This is a genomic window from Pilimelia anulata (assembly GCF_014647895.1).
GTDB classification, from domain to species: Bacteria; Actinomycetota; Actinomycetes; order Mycobacteriales; family Micromonosporaceae; genus Pilimelia; species Pilimelia anulata.
In genome coordinates this window covers 451556-467205 of record NZ_BMQB01000001.1, presented here as the reverse complement: position 1 = coordinate 467205, position 15650 = coordinate 451556, and the positions used below count along the sequence as shown (strand labels likewise).

The following is a 15650-nucleotide window of genomic DNA, read 5'->3' as shown; positions in this document are numbered from 1 at the left end:
GCCGATCCGCCCCGCCGTGGCCCGCTGTCGGCCCGGCGACCCGCCATGCCGGCCGCGCCCCGACGTGCCGCTCGACCCCGCCGGAGGGCCCGCCGCCCGCGGCGCTACAGGGCCGCGGCGGCGGTGCGGAGGTCGGCGACCAGGCCGGCGTACGCGGTCTCCCGGTCGTCGGCGCGCAGCACCGCCGACGGGTGGATGGTGGCCAGGGCGCGGGCGCCGGTGTCCGGGAAGTCGGCGGGGTGCTCGGCCGAGCGGGGCCAGGGCAGCAGCGTGCCGCGGTCGCGGGTGACCCGGAAGTCCGGTCCGAACAGCGCCCTGCCGGCGGTCGCGCCGAGCGCCACGACGAGGGTCGGGCGCAGGCGGCCGAACTCCGCGACGAGCCAGGGTCGGCAGGCCGCCACCTCGGTGCGGGTGGGGGTCCGGTGGATGCGCCGCTCGCCGCGCAGGGTGTGGCCGAAGTGCTTGACGGCGTTGGTCCGGTACGTGCGGTCGGCGGGCAGGCCGGCCTCGTCGACGGCGCGGCGCAGGACCCGCCCGGCGGGGCCGACGAAGGGGGCGCCCTGCCGGTCCTCGGCGTCGCCGGGCTGCTCGCCGACGAGGACGACGGTGGCGTCGGCGGGGCCGGCGCCGCCGACGCCCTGCGTGGTGTCGCGGTACAGGGTGCAGCCGCGGCAGCCGTCGACCGCGGCGCGCAGGGCGTCGAGGTCGGCGTGGTCGGGGACGTAGCGGGCGGCGCCGGGTGCGCCGGTGGTCGGGGCCATGGGCGGGCGTACCCGATCGGCCCGCGGGTCACACGCCGGACGGGCCGGGCCGGGCGGCCGCGTCGGCGAGCGCGTCGGCGAGCGCGGGGGTCGCGGCGGCGGTGAGGGTGCTGATCGTGACGCGGACGCCGGGCGGCGCGCCGAGCCGGTACCGGGAGCCGGCCGCGACGTGGTAGCCGCGCTCGCGCAGCACGGTGACGGCGTGTGCCTCGTCGGCGACGGGCAGCCACAGGTTGAGGCCGGTGCGGCCGTGCGCGGTCAGGCCGCGGTCGGCGAGGGCGGCGCGCAGCAGGTCGCGGCGGTCGGCGTACGCGGCCCGGGCGGCGGCGACCCGGGCGGTCGCGGCGGGGTCGGTCCACAGGTGCAGGACGAGGCGCTGGAGCAGGGTGGAGACCCAGCCGGCGCCGAGCCGCATCCGGCCGGCGACCCGGCCGACGGTGGCGGCGTCGCCGGCGACGACGGCCAGTCGCAGGTCGGGGCCGTACGGCTTGGCGGTGGAGCGGACGTACGCCCAGCTCCGGGTGCTGCCGGCGAGCGGGTGCAGGGGTACGCCGGAGAGTTCGGCGGAGTGGTCGTCCTCGATGGCCAGGACGTCGGGGTGGGCGCCCAGCAGCTCGCGCAGGGCGGCGGACCGGGCGGCGGTGAGGGCGGCGCCGGTGGGGTTGTGCGCGCGGCTGGTGACGACGACGGCGCCGGGGCGGGCGCCGAGGGCCTGCCGGAGCCCGGCGACGGTGGGGCCGTCGTCGTCGACGGGCAGCGGTACGGCGGTGAGGCCGAGGGCGGCGATGAGGTCGTGCACGTTGCCCCAGCCGGGGTCCTCGACGGCGACCCGGTCGCCGGGGCGCAGGTGGGCGGAGAGCAGCCGGTCGATGGCGTCGAGGGCGCCGGCGGTGACGGTGAGGTGGTCGGCGGGTACCCCGTCGGCGGCGAGCCGCTCGCGGGCGGCGGCGAGCAGCCCGGGCAGCGGCCCGGCGGTGCCGTACGTGGCGGGCCGGGGGTCGGCGGCGAGGGCCGCGAGGGCGGGGCGCAGGTCGGGCAGGAGGGCCGGGTCGGGCTCGCCGGCGGCGTGGTCGCCCGGGCCGGCCGGGGCGGGCGCGGCGGGGGTGGCGGCGGCGATCGGCGGGCGCGGGCGGACCCGGGTGCCGTGCCGGCCGGCGGTCTCCAGGACGCCGCGGCGGCGCAGGTCGGTGTAGGCGCGGGCGACGGTGCCGGCGGCGACGCCGAGCTGCCCGGCGAGCCCCCGGACGGGCGGCAGGGCGGTACCGGGCGGCAGCGCGCCGGCGCGGATGCCGGCCTCGATCCCGGCGGCGATGGTGGCGGCGTTGTCGCCGGTGAACTGGTATTGTGCTGTCACAGTTTCAAGATTGTACCAGTACATTCTGAGCGTCAGCACACTTTGGCGGAGGCCGCGATGACGTACCCGATCAGCTCCCGGACGACGCCGCGCCGCCTCCGCGACCGGGTGTCGTACGACCGGGCGGCCGTGCACGCGGTGCTCGACGAGGCGTGGTTCTGCCACCTGGCGTTCACCGTCGACGGGGCGCCGGCGGTGCTGCCGACGATGCACGTGCGGATCGACGACGTGGTGTACCTGCACGGGTCGACCGGCAGCGGCCCGCTGCTCGCCGCCCGGAGCCCCGCCGGGCTGCCCGTCTGCCTGGCGGTCACGCTGCTCGACGGCCTGGTGTACGCGCGGTCGCAGTTCCACCACAGCGCCAACTACCGGTCGGTGGTCGCGCACGGTACGGCGCACCGGGTGGCCGACCCGGCGCAGCGGCGGGCGGCGTTCGCCGCGCTGGTCGACAAGCTCGGCCCCGGCCGGGCCGCGGACAGCCGGGCGGCGGACGGGCGGGAGGACGCGCAGACCGGGCTGCTGCGGCTGGACCTGCGCGACGTGTCGTACAAGGCGCGGTCCGGCGGGGTGAGCGACGAGCCGGCCGACGCCGCGCTGCCGCACTGGGCCGGGGTGGTGCCACTGCGGCTGACGCCGGGCACCCCGATCCCGGACCCGGCCACGACCGCCCCGCTCCCGGCCTACCTGCCCACCGCCTGACCCCGCCCCGCCCACCCGACGCACGGAGGCCCGATCGGTACCGCACCGGCGGCGCCACCGACGCTTGCCCGCCCGGCGGCCGGGCTTGTGGGGGGTGTGGTCCGCCGGGTGGCTCGGCGCTGCCCGCCCGGCGCACGGGGGTCGGGCGGGCAGCGTGCCCGACGCACGCAGGTCCGCCGCCGCACGGGGGGTCGGCGGGCAGCGCGGTCGGCGCGTGATTGTCGGGGGTAGGGGGCAGGATGGTCGGCGTGACAGGAGACGCCGGCGCGGGAGGCGCCCCGGCGCCGCGGTTCGGCGCGGCCACCCGGGCGTGGTTCGACAGCGCGTTCGCCGGGCCCACGCCCGCCCAGGCCGGCGCCTGGGCGGCGATCGCCGCCGGCGAGCACGCCCTGGTCGTGGCGCCCACCGGCTCCGGCAAGACCCTGGCCGCGTTCCTCTGGTCGCTGGACCGGCTGGCCGCCACCCCCGCCCCGGCCGACCGGGCGCGGCGCTGCCGGGTGCTGTACGTCAGCCCGCTCAAGGCGCTGGCCGTCGACATCGAGCGCAACCTGCGCGGCCCGCTGGCCGGCATCCGGCAGGCGGCGGCCCGGCTGGGCGAGCCGCTGCCGGGGATCACCGTCGGGATGCGGACCGGGGACACCCCGGCCGAGGAGCGGCGCGGCTTCACCCGGAACCCGCCGGACATCCTCATCACCACGCCCGAGTCGCTGTTCCTGCTGCTCACCTCCGGCGCGCGGGAGGCGCTGGCCGGGGTCGAGACGGTGATCGTGGACGAGGTGCACGCCGTCGCCGCCACCAAGCGCGGGGCGCACCTGGCGGTGTCGCTGGAGCGGCTGGACGCGCTGCTGCCCCGGCCGGCGCAGCGGATCGGGCTGTCGGCGACGGTACGGCCGATCGAGGAGGTGGCCCGGTTCCTCGGCGGGTCGGCGCCGGTGACGGTGGTGCAGCCGCCGGCGGAGAAGACGTTCGAGCTGACGGTCGAGGTACCGGTCGAGGACCTGACCGCGCTGGCCGACGGCCCGCACGACGAGGATTCCGGTACCCGCCGGCCGTCGATCTGGCCGGCGATCGAGGAGCGGGTGCTGGACCTGGTCCTGGCGCACCGGTCCACGATCGTCTTCGCCAACTCCCGCCGGTCGGCCGAGCGGTTGTGCGCCCGGCTGAACGAGATCGCCGCTGAGCGGGCGGAGGCGGCGGCGGGCGACGGTACGGGGGATCCGGCCGGCGCCCCGGCGGACGGCGGCGCGGCGCCGGGCGGCAGCGCGGCGGTGGATGGCAGCGCAGCGGTGAACGGCGGCGGCGCGGCGGCAGCGGGTGGCGGCGCGGCGACCGGCGGCAGCGCGGCCGGACGACCCGGCGCGGCGGGCCGGAGCGGGGCGGGCGGGCGCGGGACCGGGATGCCCGTGGAGATCGTCGCGCAGTCCGGCGTCGCCGCCGGCGCCCCCGGCGTCGTCGCGCGCGCCCACCACGGCAGCGTCTCCCGGGAAGAGCGCAAGCACATCGAGGAGGCGCTCAAGGCCGGCGAGCTGCCCGCCGTCGTCGCCACGTCCAGCCTCGAACTCGGCATCGACATGGGCGCGGTCGACCTGGTGGTACAGATCGAGGCGCCGCCGAGCGTCGCCGCCGGCCTGCAGCGGGTCGGCCGGGCCGGGCACCGGGTCGGGGCGATCTCCCGCGGGGTGGTGTTCCCGAAGCACCGCGGCGACCTGATCTCCTGCGCGGTCGTCACCGGCCGGATGGTGGACGGGGCGATCGAGGCGCTGCGGTACCCGCGCAACGCCCTCGACGTCCTCGCCCAGCAGATCGTCGCCATGGTCGCGCTGGACGAGTGGTCCGTGGACGACCTGGCCGCGGTGGTCCGCCGCGCCGCCCCGTACGCCGAGCTGCCCGACTCGGCGCTGCACGCCGTGCTGGACATGCTCGCCGGCCGGTACCCCTCCACCGCCTTCGCCGAGCTGCGCCCGCGGCTGGTCTGGGACCGCGCCACCGACCGGCTCACCGGGCGGCCGGGCGCGCAGCGCCTCGCCGTCACCTCGGGCGGGACGATCCCGGACCGCGGGCTGTTCGGCGTGTTCCTGGCCGGCGCCGAGCGGGCCGCCCGGGTCGGCGAGCTGGACGAGGAGATGGTGTACGAGTCGCGGGTCGGCGACGTGTTCCTGCTCGGCTCGTCGTCCTGGCGGATCGAGGACATCACCCCCGACCGGGTGCTGGTGTCCCCCGCGCCCGGCCAGGCGGCCCGGATGCCGTTCTGGAAGGGCGACAGCCAGGGCCGCCCGGCCGAGCTGGGCACGGCCATCGGCGCCCGCATCCGCGCCCTGGCCGCGGCCGGCGACGAGGCGGCGGGCGCCGACCTGCGCGCCGGCGGCCTGGACGACCGGGCCGCCGACAACCTGCTGGCGTACCTGCGCGACCAGCGCGACGCCACCCGGCACCTGCCCGACGACCGGACCGTCGTCGTCGAGCGGTTCCGCGACGAGCTGGGCGACTGGCGGCTGGCCGTGCACTGCGTCCTCGGCGCCCGGGTCAACGGCCCGTGGGCGCTGGCGATCGGCGCCCGGCTGCGCGAGCGGTACGGCGTCGACGCGCAGGTGCTCCCGGCCGACGACGGCATCGTCGTCCGGCTGCCGGACACCACCGACGAGCCGCCGGGCGCCGACCTGGTCACGTTCGACCCGGACGAGATCGAGGCGGTCGTGCACGAGACGGTCGGCGGGTCGGCGATGTTCGCCGCCCGGTTCCGCGAGTGCGCCGCCCGCTCCCTGCTGCTGCCCCGCCGCGACCCGCGCCGCCGGCAGCCGCTGTGGCAGCTCCGGCAGCGGTCCGCGCAGCTCCTGGAGGTGGCCCGCGACTTCCCCGAGTTCCCGGTGACCCTGGAGGCCGCGCGGGAGTGCTTGCAGGACTCGTTCGACGTACCGGAGCTGGTCGCGCTCATGCGCCGGCTCGGCGGCCGGCGCACCCGGCTGGTCGAGGTGGAGACGCCGCGGCCGTCGCCGTTCGCCCGGTCGCTGCTGTTCGGGTACCTCGGGGCGTTCGTCTACGAGGGCGACGCGCCGCTGGCCGAGCGCCGCGCCGCCGCGCTCGCGCTGGACTCCACCCTGCTCGGCGAGCTGCTCGGCCGGGTGGAGCTGCGCGAGCTGCTCGACCCGGCCGTCGTCGCCGCCACCACCGCCGAGGCCGGCTGGCACACCGACAGCCGGCGCCCCCGCGGGCCGGAGGACGTGGCCGAGCTGCTGCGCGTCCTCGGCGACCTGTCCGAGGCCGAGCTGGCCGCCCGCGGCGCCGACCCCGACTGGGTGGCCGGGCTGGCCGCGGCCCGGCGGGCGATCGACGTCCGGATCGCCGGGGAGCCGCGCTGGCTCGCCGTGGAGGACGCCGCCCGGGTCCGGGACGCGCTCGGCGCCGCGCTGCCGGTCGGCGTGCCGGCCGCGTACCTGGAGCCGGTGGCCGACCCGCTCGGCGACCTGCTGGCCCGGTACGCCCGCACGCACGGGCCGTTCACCGCCGCGGCGGCCGCGGCCAGGTTCGGGCTGGGCGTGTCCGTGGTCGAGCAGGGGCTGCGCCAGCTCGCCGCCCGCGGCCGGGTGGTCCCCGGCGAGTTCAGCGACCTCGCCGGGGCGCAGTGGTGCGACGCGGAGGTGCTGCGGCTGCTGCGCCGGCGCAGCCTGGCCGCGCTGCGCCGGGAGATCGAACCGGTCCCGCCCGGCGCGCTGGCCACGTTCCTGCCCGGCTGGCAGCAGCTCGACCGCGGGCGCGGGGTCGAGGGCGTCGCCGCCGCGGTGGAGCAGCTCCAGGGGCTGCCGCTGCCGGCGTCCGCGCTGGAGCGGCTGGTCCTGCCCGGCCGGGTCACCGACTACACGCCCGCGCACCTGGACGCGCTGTGCGCCAGCGGCGAGGTCGTCTGGGCCGGCGCCGGCGGCCTGGCCGGGGGCGACGGGCGGGTGGTGCTCGCGTACGCCGACGCCGCCCCGCTGCTGCTGCCCCCGCCCGACGACACCCTGGACCCCACCCCGCTGCACGCGGCGATCCTCGACGCGCTCGACGGCGCGCTGTTCTTCCGCGACCTCGCCGACCGGGTCGCCCGCGCCGGGCAGGCCGCGGAGGACCCGGCGCTCGCCGCCGCCGTCTGGGACCTGGTCTGGGCCGGCGCGCTGACCAACGACACCCTCGCGCCGCTGCGCGCGGCGCTCGGCGGCGGGGGCGCCCACCGGGCCCGCCCGGCCCCCGGCCGCACCCGGTACCGCCGGCCCGGCCGGATCGCGCTGCCCGCCCGCGCCGGCCCGCCGACGATGGCCGGGCGCTGGTACCGCACCCCCGAGCGGGACACCGACCCGACCCGCCGCGCCGCCGCGTACGCCGACGCGCTGCTGGAGCGGTACGGCGTGGTGACCCGCGGCGCCGTCGCCGCCGAGGGCAACCCCGGCGGGTTCGCCGCCGTGTACCCGGTGCTGGCCGCGCTGGAGGAGCGCGGGGCGGCCCGCCGCGGGTACTTCGTGGACGGGCTCGGCGCCGCCCAGTTCGCCCTGCCCGGCGCCGTGGACCGGCTGCGCAGCGCCCGCCCGCCCCGCGGCGCCGCCCGGGTGCTGGCGGCGACGGACCCGGCCAACCCGTACGGGGCCGCGCTGCCCTGGCCCGACCGGGCGGTCGAGTCCGCCGACGACCCGGCCGGCGGGCGCGCCGGGCACCGGGCCGGGCGCAAGGCCGGCGCCCTGGTCGTCACCGTCGACGGCGAGCTGGCCCTGTACGTCGAGCGCGGCGGCCGGACCCTCCTGTCGTACACCGACGACCCCGCGGCGCTCGCCGCCGCCGGTACCGCGCTGGCCGGGGCGGTCCGCTCGGGCGCCCTCGGGGCGCTGTCGGTGGAGCGGGCCGACGGCGCCACCATCCACACCACGCCGCTGGCGACGGCGCTGACCGCGGCCGGGTTCCGGGTCACCCCGCGCGGGCTGCGGCTGCGCGGCTGAGGGGGCGGGCGTGCCGGAGGGGGACAGCGTGTGGCGGGCGGCGCGGCTGCTCGACGGCGCGCTGGCGGGGCGGGCGCTGGACCGGGCGGACTTCCGGGTACCGCGGCTGGCCACGACCCGACTGGTCGGCTGGCGCGTGCTCGGCGCCGTGAGCCGCGGCAAGCACCTCCTGCTCCGCCTCCTCGACCCGGACCCCGACCTCGACCCCGATCCCGGCCTCGACTCGGTCCCCGTGCTCGGCCTCGATCCCGGAGCCGCGGCCGGCAGCGGCAGCGGCAGCGGCAGCGGCAGCGGCAGCGGCAGCGGCAGCGGCAGCGGCAGCGGCAGCGGCAGCGGCAGCGGCAGCGGTGCGCAACCGCAGGCGGCCGTCGGCGGTGTCGGGTCGGAGCCGGGCGGGGTGCGGCCGGGGCGGGCGTACACGCTGCACTCGCACCTGCGGATGGACGGCTCGTGGCGCACCTACCCGACCGGCCGGCGGTGGACCGGCGGGCCCGGCCACCACATCCGCGTCGCCCTGCACACCGCGGACGTCGTCGCCGTCGGGTACCACCTGCACGACCTGGCGCTGGTCCCGACCGCCCGGGAGGCCGACCTCGTCGGCCACCTCGGCCCGGACCTGCTCGCCGCCGACTTCGACGCCGCCGAGGCGGTCCGGCGGCTGGCCGCGCACCCGGACGCCCCGGCCGCCGACGCGCTGCGCGACCAGCGGCTGCTGGCCGGGATCGGCAACGTGTACGCCGCGGAGCTGCTGTTCCGGCACGGGGTGCCGCCGACGGCGCCGGTCCGCGCGGTCCCGGACCTGCCGGCCCTGGTCGCCGACGCCCGCCGCCTGCTCCTGCTCAACCGCGACCGCCCCCGCCGCACCACCGACGCCCCCGCCGGAGCCGCCGGAGCCGCCGGAGCCGCCGGAGCCGCCGGAGCCGCCGGAGCCGCCGGAGCCGCCGGAGCCGCCGCCGCGGGTGCGAACGGGCGCGCCGGGGGGCGGGCGCGGCGGGGCGAGGACCTGTTCGTGTACGGCCGCCGGGGGCGTCCCTGCCTGCGCTGCGGCACGCCGATCCGGATGGGCGAGCAGGGCGGCCGGGTGAGCTACTGGTGCCCGCGCTGCCAGGCGGGCTGACCGACCACGCGGCGCGCGGCGGCCGGGCGGCGCGGCGGGAGGTCGGGCGGCGCGGCGATGCGGAGGAAGGTCTCGCGGCGGCCGGTGCGGCGGCGGCCCATGGCTACGGTGGCGGCGGCCGGTCCATAGCCGACCCGGCCGCGGTTCCGGCGCGCGGAGCGGTCAGGCGGCGCAGACGACGTCGCGGCCGGCGCCGCGGGTGCGGACGTTGCGCGTCGTGCGCAGCGTCGTCTTCAGCGGCGTGTCCTGCCGGACCGCCACCGACACCTCGCCGTCGGTGACCCGGGTGCGGCGGGCGGGCGGGGCCGCCGGCGCGTCGCCGCCGACCGGGACCAGCACGCCCTGCATCCGCTCGGCGAGCGCCACCGTGTCGGACACCTCGCGCAGCACCTCGGACAGGTGGGCGCCGAGGGCGTCGCAGATGGCGGCCAGCAGCTCGCTGGACGCCTCCTTCTGCCCGCGCTCGATCTCGGACAGGTAGCCCAGGCTGACGTTGGCGGCGGTGGAGACCTCGCGCAGGGTGCGGTGCTGCTCCTGGCGGCGGGAACGCAGCGCGTCCCCGATCACGCGACGCAGCAGCACCATGCGCACCTCCCGGGTGAACCGCCGGCTCGGTCCGCCGACCCGGCAGATCCCCACCGTACCGTCTGCGCTGCGCGTCGACACCCTCCCCCGCGGCGTTGCGCGGGGCGATGTCACGGGGGCGGCGCGGCCAGCGACTCCCGTAAAAGGACCAATGCCTCCCGTACCGTCGCATTTCGCACTTCGGCGCGATCACCCGGCAGGTCGAATCGGCGGGTCCGGGTCCCGGTGGACCCGGCGACAGCGACGAACGCCCGCCCGGCCGGTACGCCGTCCTGCGGCCCCGGGCCGGCGACGCCGGTGGTGGCCACGCCCCAGTCGGCGCCGCACCGCCGGCGGGCCCCGGCGGCCATCGCGGCGGCGACGTCGGCGTCGACCGGGCCGCGGGCGGCGAGCAGGTCGGCCGGTACGCCGAGCAGGTCGGCCTTGAGGTCGGTGGCGTACGCGAGGATCCCGCCGCGCAGGACCGCGCTGGCCCCCGGCACCGCGACGAACGCCGCGGCGAGCAGCCCGCCGGTCAGCGACTCGGCAACGGCGACCGTCCGGCCGCCGCGCGCGAGCGCCGCGACGAGGTCCGCCGCACCGCCCCCGGACGTACCCGGTGGGACGGTCATTCGCGCGCGTGGGCGCGCAGCCGCAGCGCCCGCAGCACGTAGTCGACGCCCGTCGCCACCGTGGCCAGCACCGCCGCCCCCAGCAGCCACGGCCCGACCCACACCACCGCGGCGGGGACCGGCCAGAGGTACCAGGCGATCGCGAGGATCTGCAGGGCCGTCTTGACCTTGCCGCCGCGGCTGGCCGGGATCACCCCGATCCGGATCACCCAGAACCGCAGCAGGGTCACCCCCCACTCGCGGACCAGGATCACGATCGTCACCCACCACGGCACCGCCGCGTACACCGACAGCAGCACCAGCGCCGCCCCGGTCAGCGCCTTGTCGGCGATCGGGTCGGCCACCTTCCCGAAGGGGGTGACCAGGCCGTACCGGCGGGCGATCCAGCCGTCGGCGGCGTCGGTGGCCGACGCGGCGGCGAACGTCACGCAGGCGGCGATCCGCCAGCCCGGCGCGGTGAGGTCGGACAGCACGACGAACGTCGTGAACACCGGCACCAGCGCCAGGCGCAGCACCGTGAGCAGGTTCGCGGGGTTGAGCAGCGGCACCCGGCCGGAGTCGACCGAGGTGCCGGCGCTCACGATCGCACCGCCGCGGAGAGCATCGCCACCGGTACGGCCACCAGGTCGACCCCCGCGCTCGCGGTGACGCTCGCCCGGACCAGGTCGCCGGGCCGCAGCGCGGCCAGGTCGACCCCGTCGGGCCCGGCCACCAGCGTGGTCGACCCGTCGACCTCCGGCGCCTGGTGCGCCGCCCGCCCCTCGACGCCGTCGTCGATGCTGTCGACCAGCACCTCGACGGTCCCGCCGACCCGCTCCTCGGCCCGCTGCGCGCACAACTCCTCGGCGAGCGAGAGCAGCTTGTCGTACCGGCGCCGGATCGTGGCCGCCGCCACCTTGCCGGGCAGCCCGGCGGCCTCGGTGCCGTCCTCGTCGCTGTAGTCGAAGACGCCGATCGCGTCGAGCCGGGCGCCCTCCAGGAACCGGACCAGCTCGGCCACGTCCGCCCGGCTCTCGCCGGGGAAGCCGACGATGAAGTTGCTGCGCGCCCCGGCGTCCGGGGCGAGCGCGCGGACGCCCGCCAGCAGCTCCAGGAACCGGTCGGTCGACCCGAACCGGCGCATCCGCCGCAGCACCGGCTCGGCCGAGTGCTGGAAGGACAGGTCGAAGTACGGCGCCACGCCCGGCGTCGTGGCGATCGCCTCGACCAGCCCCGGCCGCGTCTCGGCCGGCTGGAGGTAGGACACCCGGACCCGGACGATGCCGTCGATCGCGGCGAGCTGGGGCAGCAGCTTGTCCAGCGCCCGCGGGTCGCCGAGGTCCTTGCCGTACGAGGTGGAGTTCTCGCTGACCAGGACCAGCTCCCGCACCCCGGTCCCGGCGAGCCACTGCGCCTCGGCGAGCAGCTCGTCCGGCGTCCGGGAGACGAACGCCCCGCGGAACGCCGGAATGGCGCAGAACGCGCACCGCCGGTCGCACCCGGAGGCGAGCTTCAGCGAGGCGACCGGCCCGCCGCCGAGCCGGTGCCGCAGGACGGGCCGCAGGTGCGCGGGCGTCGCCCCGTCCACGGTCGGCCGGTCGCCGTGGCCGGGCAGCGCGACGGCGCTGGCCCGGCGGTCGACGGGGGTGAGCGGGAGCAGCTCCCGCCGGTCCCGCGGGACGTGCGCGGTGTGCGCGTCGCCGGCGAGCACGCCGCGCAGCCGGTCGGCGATCTCGGGGTAGTCGTCGAAGCTCAGGACGGCAGCCGCCTCGGGCAGGCTCTCGGCCAGCTCCCGGCCGTACCGCTCGGCCATGCACCCGGCGGCGACCACCTTGGCGCCGCTGTCGGCGGCGGCGAGCAGCGTCTCGATCGAGTCCTGCTTGGCCTTGGCCACGAACCCGCAGGTGTTCACCACCACGACGTCGGCGTGGTCGGCGCCCTCGGTGAGCTGCCAGCCGTCGGCGTGCAGCCGGGCGGCCAACTCCTCCGAATCAACCTCATTCCGGGCGCACCCGAGGGTCAGCAGCGCCACCCGCCGGCCGTCGGCGGCGCTGTCGGTCGGGGCGGGGGTACGGGTGATGGCGTCCGGCACCCCCCGAGGGTACCGGGCGGCCCGCACCGACCCTTCGGCCGTCGCGGACCCGACGCAGTCCGTGGTCGCGCACCGGCAGGCGGATGGCGGCCGGGTATGGCGCCGGGTGGCACGTGCCGGCCGAACGGCCGAACGCGTGCCACCCGGCGCCGACATCGAGCGATCAGCCGACCATGCCGCCGGTCAGGATGCGGAGGTTGTATGCCTGCAGGATCTCGTTGACCGGCTGGAAGTACGTCGTTCCGCCGGACCGGCAGTTGCCGGACCCGCCGGAGGTGACGCCCTGCGCCTGGGAGCCCGCCAGCAGCGAGCCGCCCGAGTCACCCGGCTCGGCACACACGTTCGTCCGGATCAGGCCGCTGACAGTGCCCTCCTTGTAGGTCACTGAGGCGTTGAAGCCCTGAATCGAGCCGCAGTGCCAACCGGTGGTGGAGCCGGACCGGCACACCTGCGCCCCGGTCGTCGCCTGCTGCGAACCCTGGACCGGCACCCGGCCGTTCTTGTAGTCGTTGACCGCGCCGACCGGACGGTCCGCCCCGGTCACCGCGACCCAGGCGTAGTCGTTGCCCGGGAAGCTGGACCCGCGGAACGTCCCGGTCGGGCCCGACGTGGACGTGCCCTGCTTGCCGCAGTGGCCCGCCGTGGCGAAGCCGCCCTGCACGGGGAAGCCCACGGAGCAGCGGCCGCCCCCCATCCGGTAGGCGTTGCCGCCGACGACGTCGGCCAGCGTCCGCACCGGCCGGCCGTCGACCTCGACCCCGATGGCGGCCGGGTCGACGCCGGCAGCCGCGACGAAGTCGCGGGCAGCGGCGTCGCTGGTGGCGGTCACGACGACCCGGTTGGTGGTGACGTCGGTGTACCAGCTCCGGACCGCGGCGGGCGCCTTGGTGGCGTCCAGCCGGGCCTGCACCGCCGCGAGGGCGGCCGCGGTGCGCGGCACCGCCACCGGCGTCGCCCCGGCAGCGCGCACCTCCTCGGCCGCGGCCGGGTCGGTGATCGCCACGGACAGGCCGGTGTCGGTGATCCACGCACCGGCGAACCGCTCGCCGAGCCGGGCGGCGAGCGCTCGCTCCACGGCGCCGGCGCGCTCGTCGGCGGCCCATCGCGCCTCCGCGGCGGCCGGGGTGAGGCCCAGGTCGCGCTGGATCGCGTCACTCAGGGTGGACAGGCCGGTACCGGTGCCGGTTTGCGCTGCCGCCGGCGTACCCACAGCCGCTGCCGCGACCGCGAATGTTGCCAAAATGGCAAGTCGACGTGACATGTCGACACTCCGTTCTGGAGCATACCGACGCGTCCGGGCATGGTGCGATCGTGGCACGCGGCGCGCAGTGCTCCGGTGGGGTGGGTGGGGGAAGCCCCGTGCGCGTGGGTGCACCGCAGGAAAGGGCGGCGGTCGCGCGGACCCGGGGCATACGCCACGATCAGCCTGGATCGTAATCAAGTTCATCGATATATGCCAGTGGTTGCCGGACGACTGCTGCTACGGTGCCGGCGTGAGAACTCCGCTACGAACGGCGACTGTTCTGGTTCTCGTCACCCTGCTCATGACGTCGATCGGTCCCGGCTCGGCGGTCCGGGCGGCCGCACCGGCGCGTGACAGCGCGCTATCGACGCAGCGACCGTGCGCAGTCGGTGAGGGCAACAGCGGGCGACTGACCGACGTCCGGTACACGGCGGACGGCGGAATCCGGCTTGTGGGCTGGGTTCGCTACTGTCGGCCGCTCGGCGAGGACACTCCGTACCCACGCCTCGTCGCCATCGGCATCCACGGCAGTCGCGACGGGGACGTCTACCACGGCTGGCCGCGGGAGAGTCCGATGTATCCCGCGACGACGACGTTCGTGCACGCCTTCCGGGACATCCGACCGTCGATCCCCGCCGGAACCCGGGCCGTCTGCCTGCACCTCGACCTCACCGCGCTCGGCTGCTGGTCGGTCCTGCCGCTGCCGGTGCCGCACCCCGTCGGCGACCGGTACGCCCTCATCCTCGGCCCGACATCCTGGCGCCCGGCGATCGACCCCGACCAGGATCGACCGGCGCCGAACTGCGGCACCTGCTGGTGAGGTAGCGGCCGGGAGGCGCTGCCGACCGACGTCCGTCATCTGCACGCGCGCCGGACCCCGGCCCGCACCGGCCGGGGTCCGGGCTCCCCTTCGCGGGGGGCTATCGCCGCGGCGGGGCCGGCGCGGTCAGGAGCGTGAGCTTGTACACCTCCAGCAGCGGATTGATCGGCTGCGCGAACGCCTTCGTCGTGGCCGCCTTGCAGTCCGGCGGCGACGCCCCGGAGGCGACCCCCTGCGCCTGCTCCCCCGCGAGGAACGAGCCGCCGGAGTCGCCCCGCTCCGCGCACGCCGAGGTCAGGATCAGGCCGGGCACCTTGCCCTGCGGGTAGTTCGCGGTCGCGTCGAGCGAGGTGACCGTGCCGCAGCGCCAGCCGGAGGTGGACCCGGACCGGCAGATGTCCGCGCCGACGGCCGCCGGCGTGGAGCCGCGGACCGGCACCCGGCCGCCCTTGTGGTCGTTCACGGCGGGCACCGGCTGGTCGGACCCGGTGATCCCGACCCACGCGTGGTCGGCGCCGGGGAACGTCGAGCCGCGGATCGTCCCGGCCGGCGAGGTCGTGGACCGGCCCTGCTTGCCGCAGTGCCCGGCGGTGGCGAAGCCGCCCTGCACCGGGAAGCCGACCGAGCAGCGGGCGCTGCCGATCCGGTACGCGTTGCCGCCGATCACCTCGGCCGCCGCCGGGTGCGTCGGGGCCGCGCCCACCAGGAGCTGCGGCCGGTGCGCGGTCGCCACGATCCGGACGGCCGCGGGGTCCACCGCCGCCGCGCGGACGAACCGGCGGGCCGTGGCCGGGTCGGTGGCCGACAGGACGACGGCGTTGCCGGCCACGTCCACGTACCAGTCGGCGACCGCCGCCGGGGTGGCGGTGGCGTCGAGCCGGGCGGTCGCGGCGCGCAGGGCCGACAGGCTGCGGGCGACCGGGCGCGGGTCGCCGCCCGCCGCGGCGACCACGGCCGCCGCGGCCGGGTCGGTCACGCCGACCGCGAGGGCGCCGTCGGGGGTGATCCAGCCGCCGCCGTACCGGGGGCCGAGGCGCGCGGCCAGCGCCCGGTCGAGGTCGCCCGCGCGCGCGTCCGCGGCCCAGCGGGCGCGCGCCGCGGCGGGGGTGCGGTGCAGGTCGCGGGCGACCGCGTCGGCGAGGCCGGGCGGCATCGGGTCGGCCGGCGGCGCGGCCGACGCCGGGGTCGTCGGGGACCAGGTCAGGGCGGCCGCGGTGAGCAGTGCCGGCAGCAGGCCGGCGAGGGGGCGGGGCACGTTGTACTCCAGTCTGGAGCGGCCGGGCGCCGGGATCGCGCAGCGGACGGGCCGGCCGGACTCCGGATCGAGGGATGCAGGGGTTCATCCCCGGCCCCGTGCCACGGCCGGCACGTCCGAGTGACTGGAGGTTATGCGAGCGGCGCCGCCGGTGGCGGCATCCAGAGTGCGGG

At 78.2% G+C, this 15650-nt stretch carries 12 protein-coding genes; 4 read left to right on the top strand and 8 right to left on the bottom strand.

What is annotated here, in order from left to right; translation table 11 throughout:
• Window positions 1–104: 104 nt before the first annotated feature.
• Both IEY94_RS02055 and IEY94_RS02050 read right to left on the bottom strand, forming a co-directional pair.
• A complete protein-coding gene (locus IEY94_RS02055; protein ID WP_189168273.1) occupies window positions 105–761 on the bottom strand; it encodes a UdgX family uracil-DNA binding protein in 657 nt (218 codons plus the stop codon).
• A 28-nt stretch (window positions 762–789) separates the two neighbouring features.
• Window positions 790–2115, bottom strand: a complete 1326-nt coding sequence (locus IEY94_RS02050) for an aminotransferase class I/II-fold pyridoxal phosphate-dependent enzyme (RefSeq protein WP_189168272.1) — start codon at window positions 2113–2115, stop codon at window positions 790–792.
• 57 nt (window positions 2116–2172) lie between these two features.
• Between IEY94_RS02050 and IEY94_RS02045 the strand changes: the two genes are divergently transcribed.
• From IEY94_RS02045 to IEY94_RS23250, 3 genes are all read left to right on the top strand, one after another.
• Window positions 2173–2814, top strand: coding sequence for a pyridoxamine 5'-phosphate oxidase family protein (locus tag IEY94_RS02045; protein WP_189168271.1), 642 nt, complete (start codon window positions 2173–2175; stop codon window positions 2812–2814).
• 239 nt (window positions 2815–3053) lie between these two features.
• Complete coding sequence (locus IEY94_RS02040; RefSeq protein ID WP_189168270.1) at window positions 3054–7775, top strand: Lhr family helicase; 4722 nt, start codon at window positions 3054–3056, stop codon at window positions 7773–7775.
• 10 nt (window positions 7776–7785) lie between these two features.
• Window positions 7786–8892, top strand: a complete 1107-nt coding sequence (locus tag IEY94_RS23250) for a zinc finger domain-containing protein (RefSeq protein ID WP_229783239.1) — start codon at window positions 7786–7788, stop codon at window positions 8890–8892.
• 162 nt (window positions 8893–9054) lie between these two features.
• On the opposite strand, the gene IEY94_RS02030 is transcribed toward IEY94_RS23250, so the two are convergent.
• From IEY94_RS02030 to IEY94_RS02010, 5 genes are all read right to left on the bottom strand, one after another.
• Window positions 9055–9477: a helix-turn-helix domain-containing protein gene (locus IEY94_RS02030; RefSeq protein WP_189168269.1), complete on the bottom strand. Its 423-nt coding sequence runs from the start codon at window positions 9475–9477 to the stop codon at window positions 9055–9057.
• A gap of 110 nt (window positions 9478–9587) precedes the next feature.
• Window positions 9588–10088, bottom strand: coding sequence for a CinA family protein (locus IEY94_RS02025; protein ID WP_189168268.1), 501 nt, complete (start codon window positions 10086–10088; stop codon window positions 9588–9590).
• Window positions 10085–10672: a CDP-diacylglycerol--glycerol-3-phosphate 3-phosphatidyltransferase gene (gene pgsA, locus IEY94_RS02020; protein ID WP_189168775.1), complete on the bottom strand. Its 588-nt coding sequence runs from the start codon at window positions 10670–10672 to the stop codon at window positions 10085–10087. The genes IEY94_RS02025 and pgsA overlap by 4 nt, the downstream gene beginning before the upstream one ends.
• Window positions 10666–12147 carry a 30S ribosomal protein S12 methylthiotransferase RimO gene (rimO, locus tag IEY94_RS02015; RefSeq protein ID WP_189168774.1) on the bottom strand — a complete coding sequence of 494 codons (1482 nt, stop codon included), beginning with the start codon at window positions 12145–12147 and terminating at the stop codon, window positions 10666–10668. Before rimO ends, pgsA begins: the two co-directional genes overlap by 7 nt.
• A 175-nt stretch (window positions 12148–12322) precedes the next feature.
• Window positions 12323–13369: a S1 family peptidase gene (locus IEY94_RS02010; RefSeq protein WP_229783237.1), complete on the bottom strand. Its 1047-nt coding sequence runs from the start codon at window positions 13367–13369 to the stop codon at window positions 12323–12325.
• A 607-nt stretch (window positions 13370–13976) separates the two neighbouring features.
• Here IEY94_RS02010 and IEY94_RS02005 point away from each other — a divergent pair.
• On the top strand, window positions 13977–14222 hold the full coding sequence (locus IEY94_RS02005; RefSeq protein WP_189168266.1) for a hypothetical protein: 246 nt from the start codon (window positions 13977–13979) through the stop codon (window positions 14220–14222).
• 100 nt (window positions 14223–14322) lie between these two features.
• Here the strand turns inward: IEY94_RS02005 and IEY94_RS02000 are convergent, their stop codons facing one another.
• On the bottom strand, window positions 14323–15477 hold the full coding sequence (locus IEY94_RS02000; protein ID WP_189168265.1) for a S1 family peptidase: 1155 nt from the start codon (window positions 15475–15477) through the stop codon (window positions 14323–14325).
• Window positions 15478–15650: the final 173 nt, after the last annotated feature.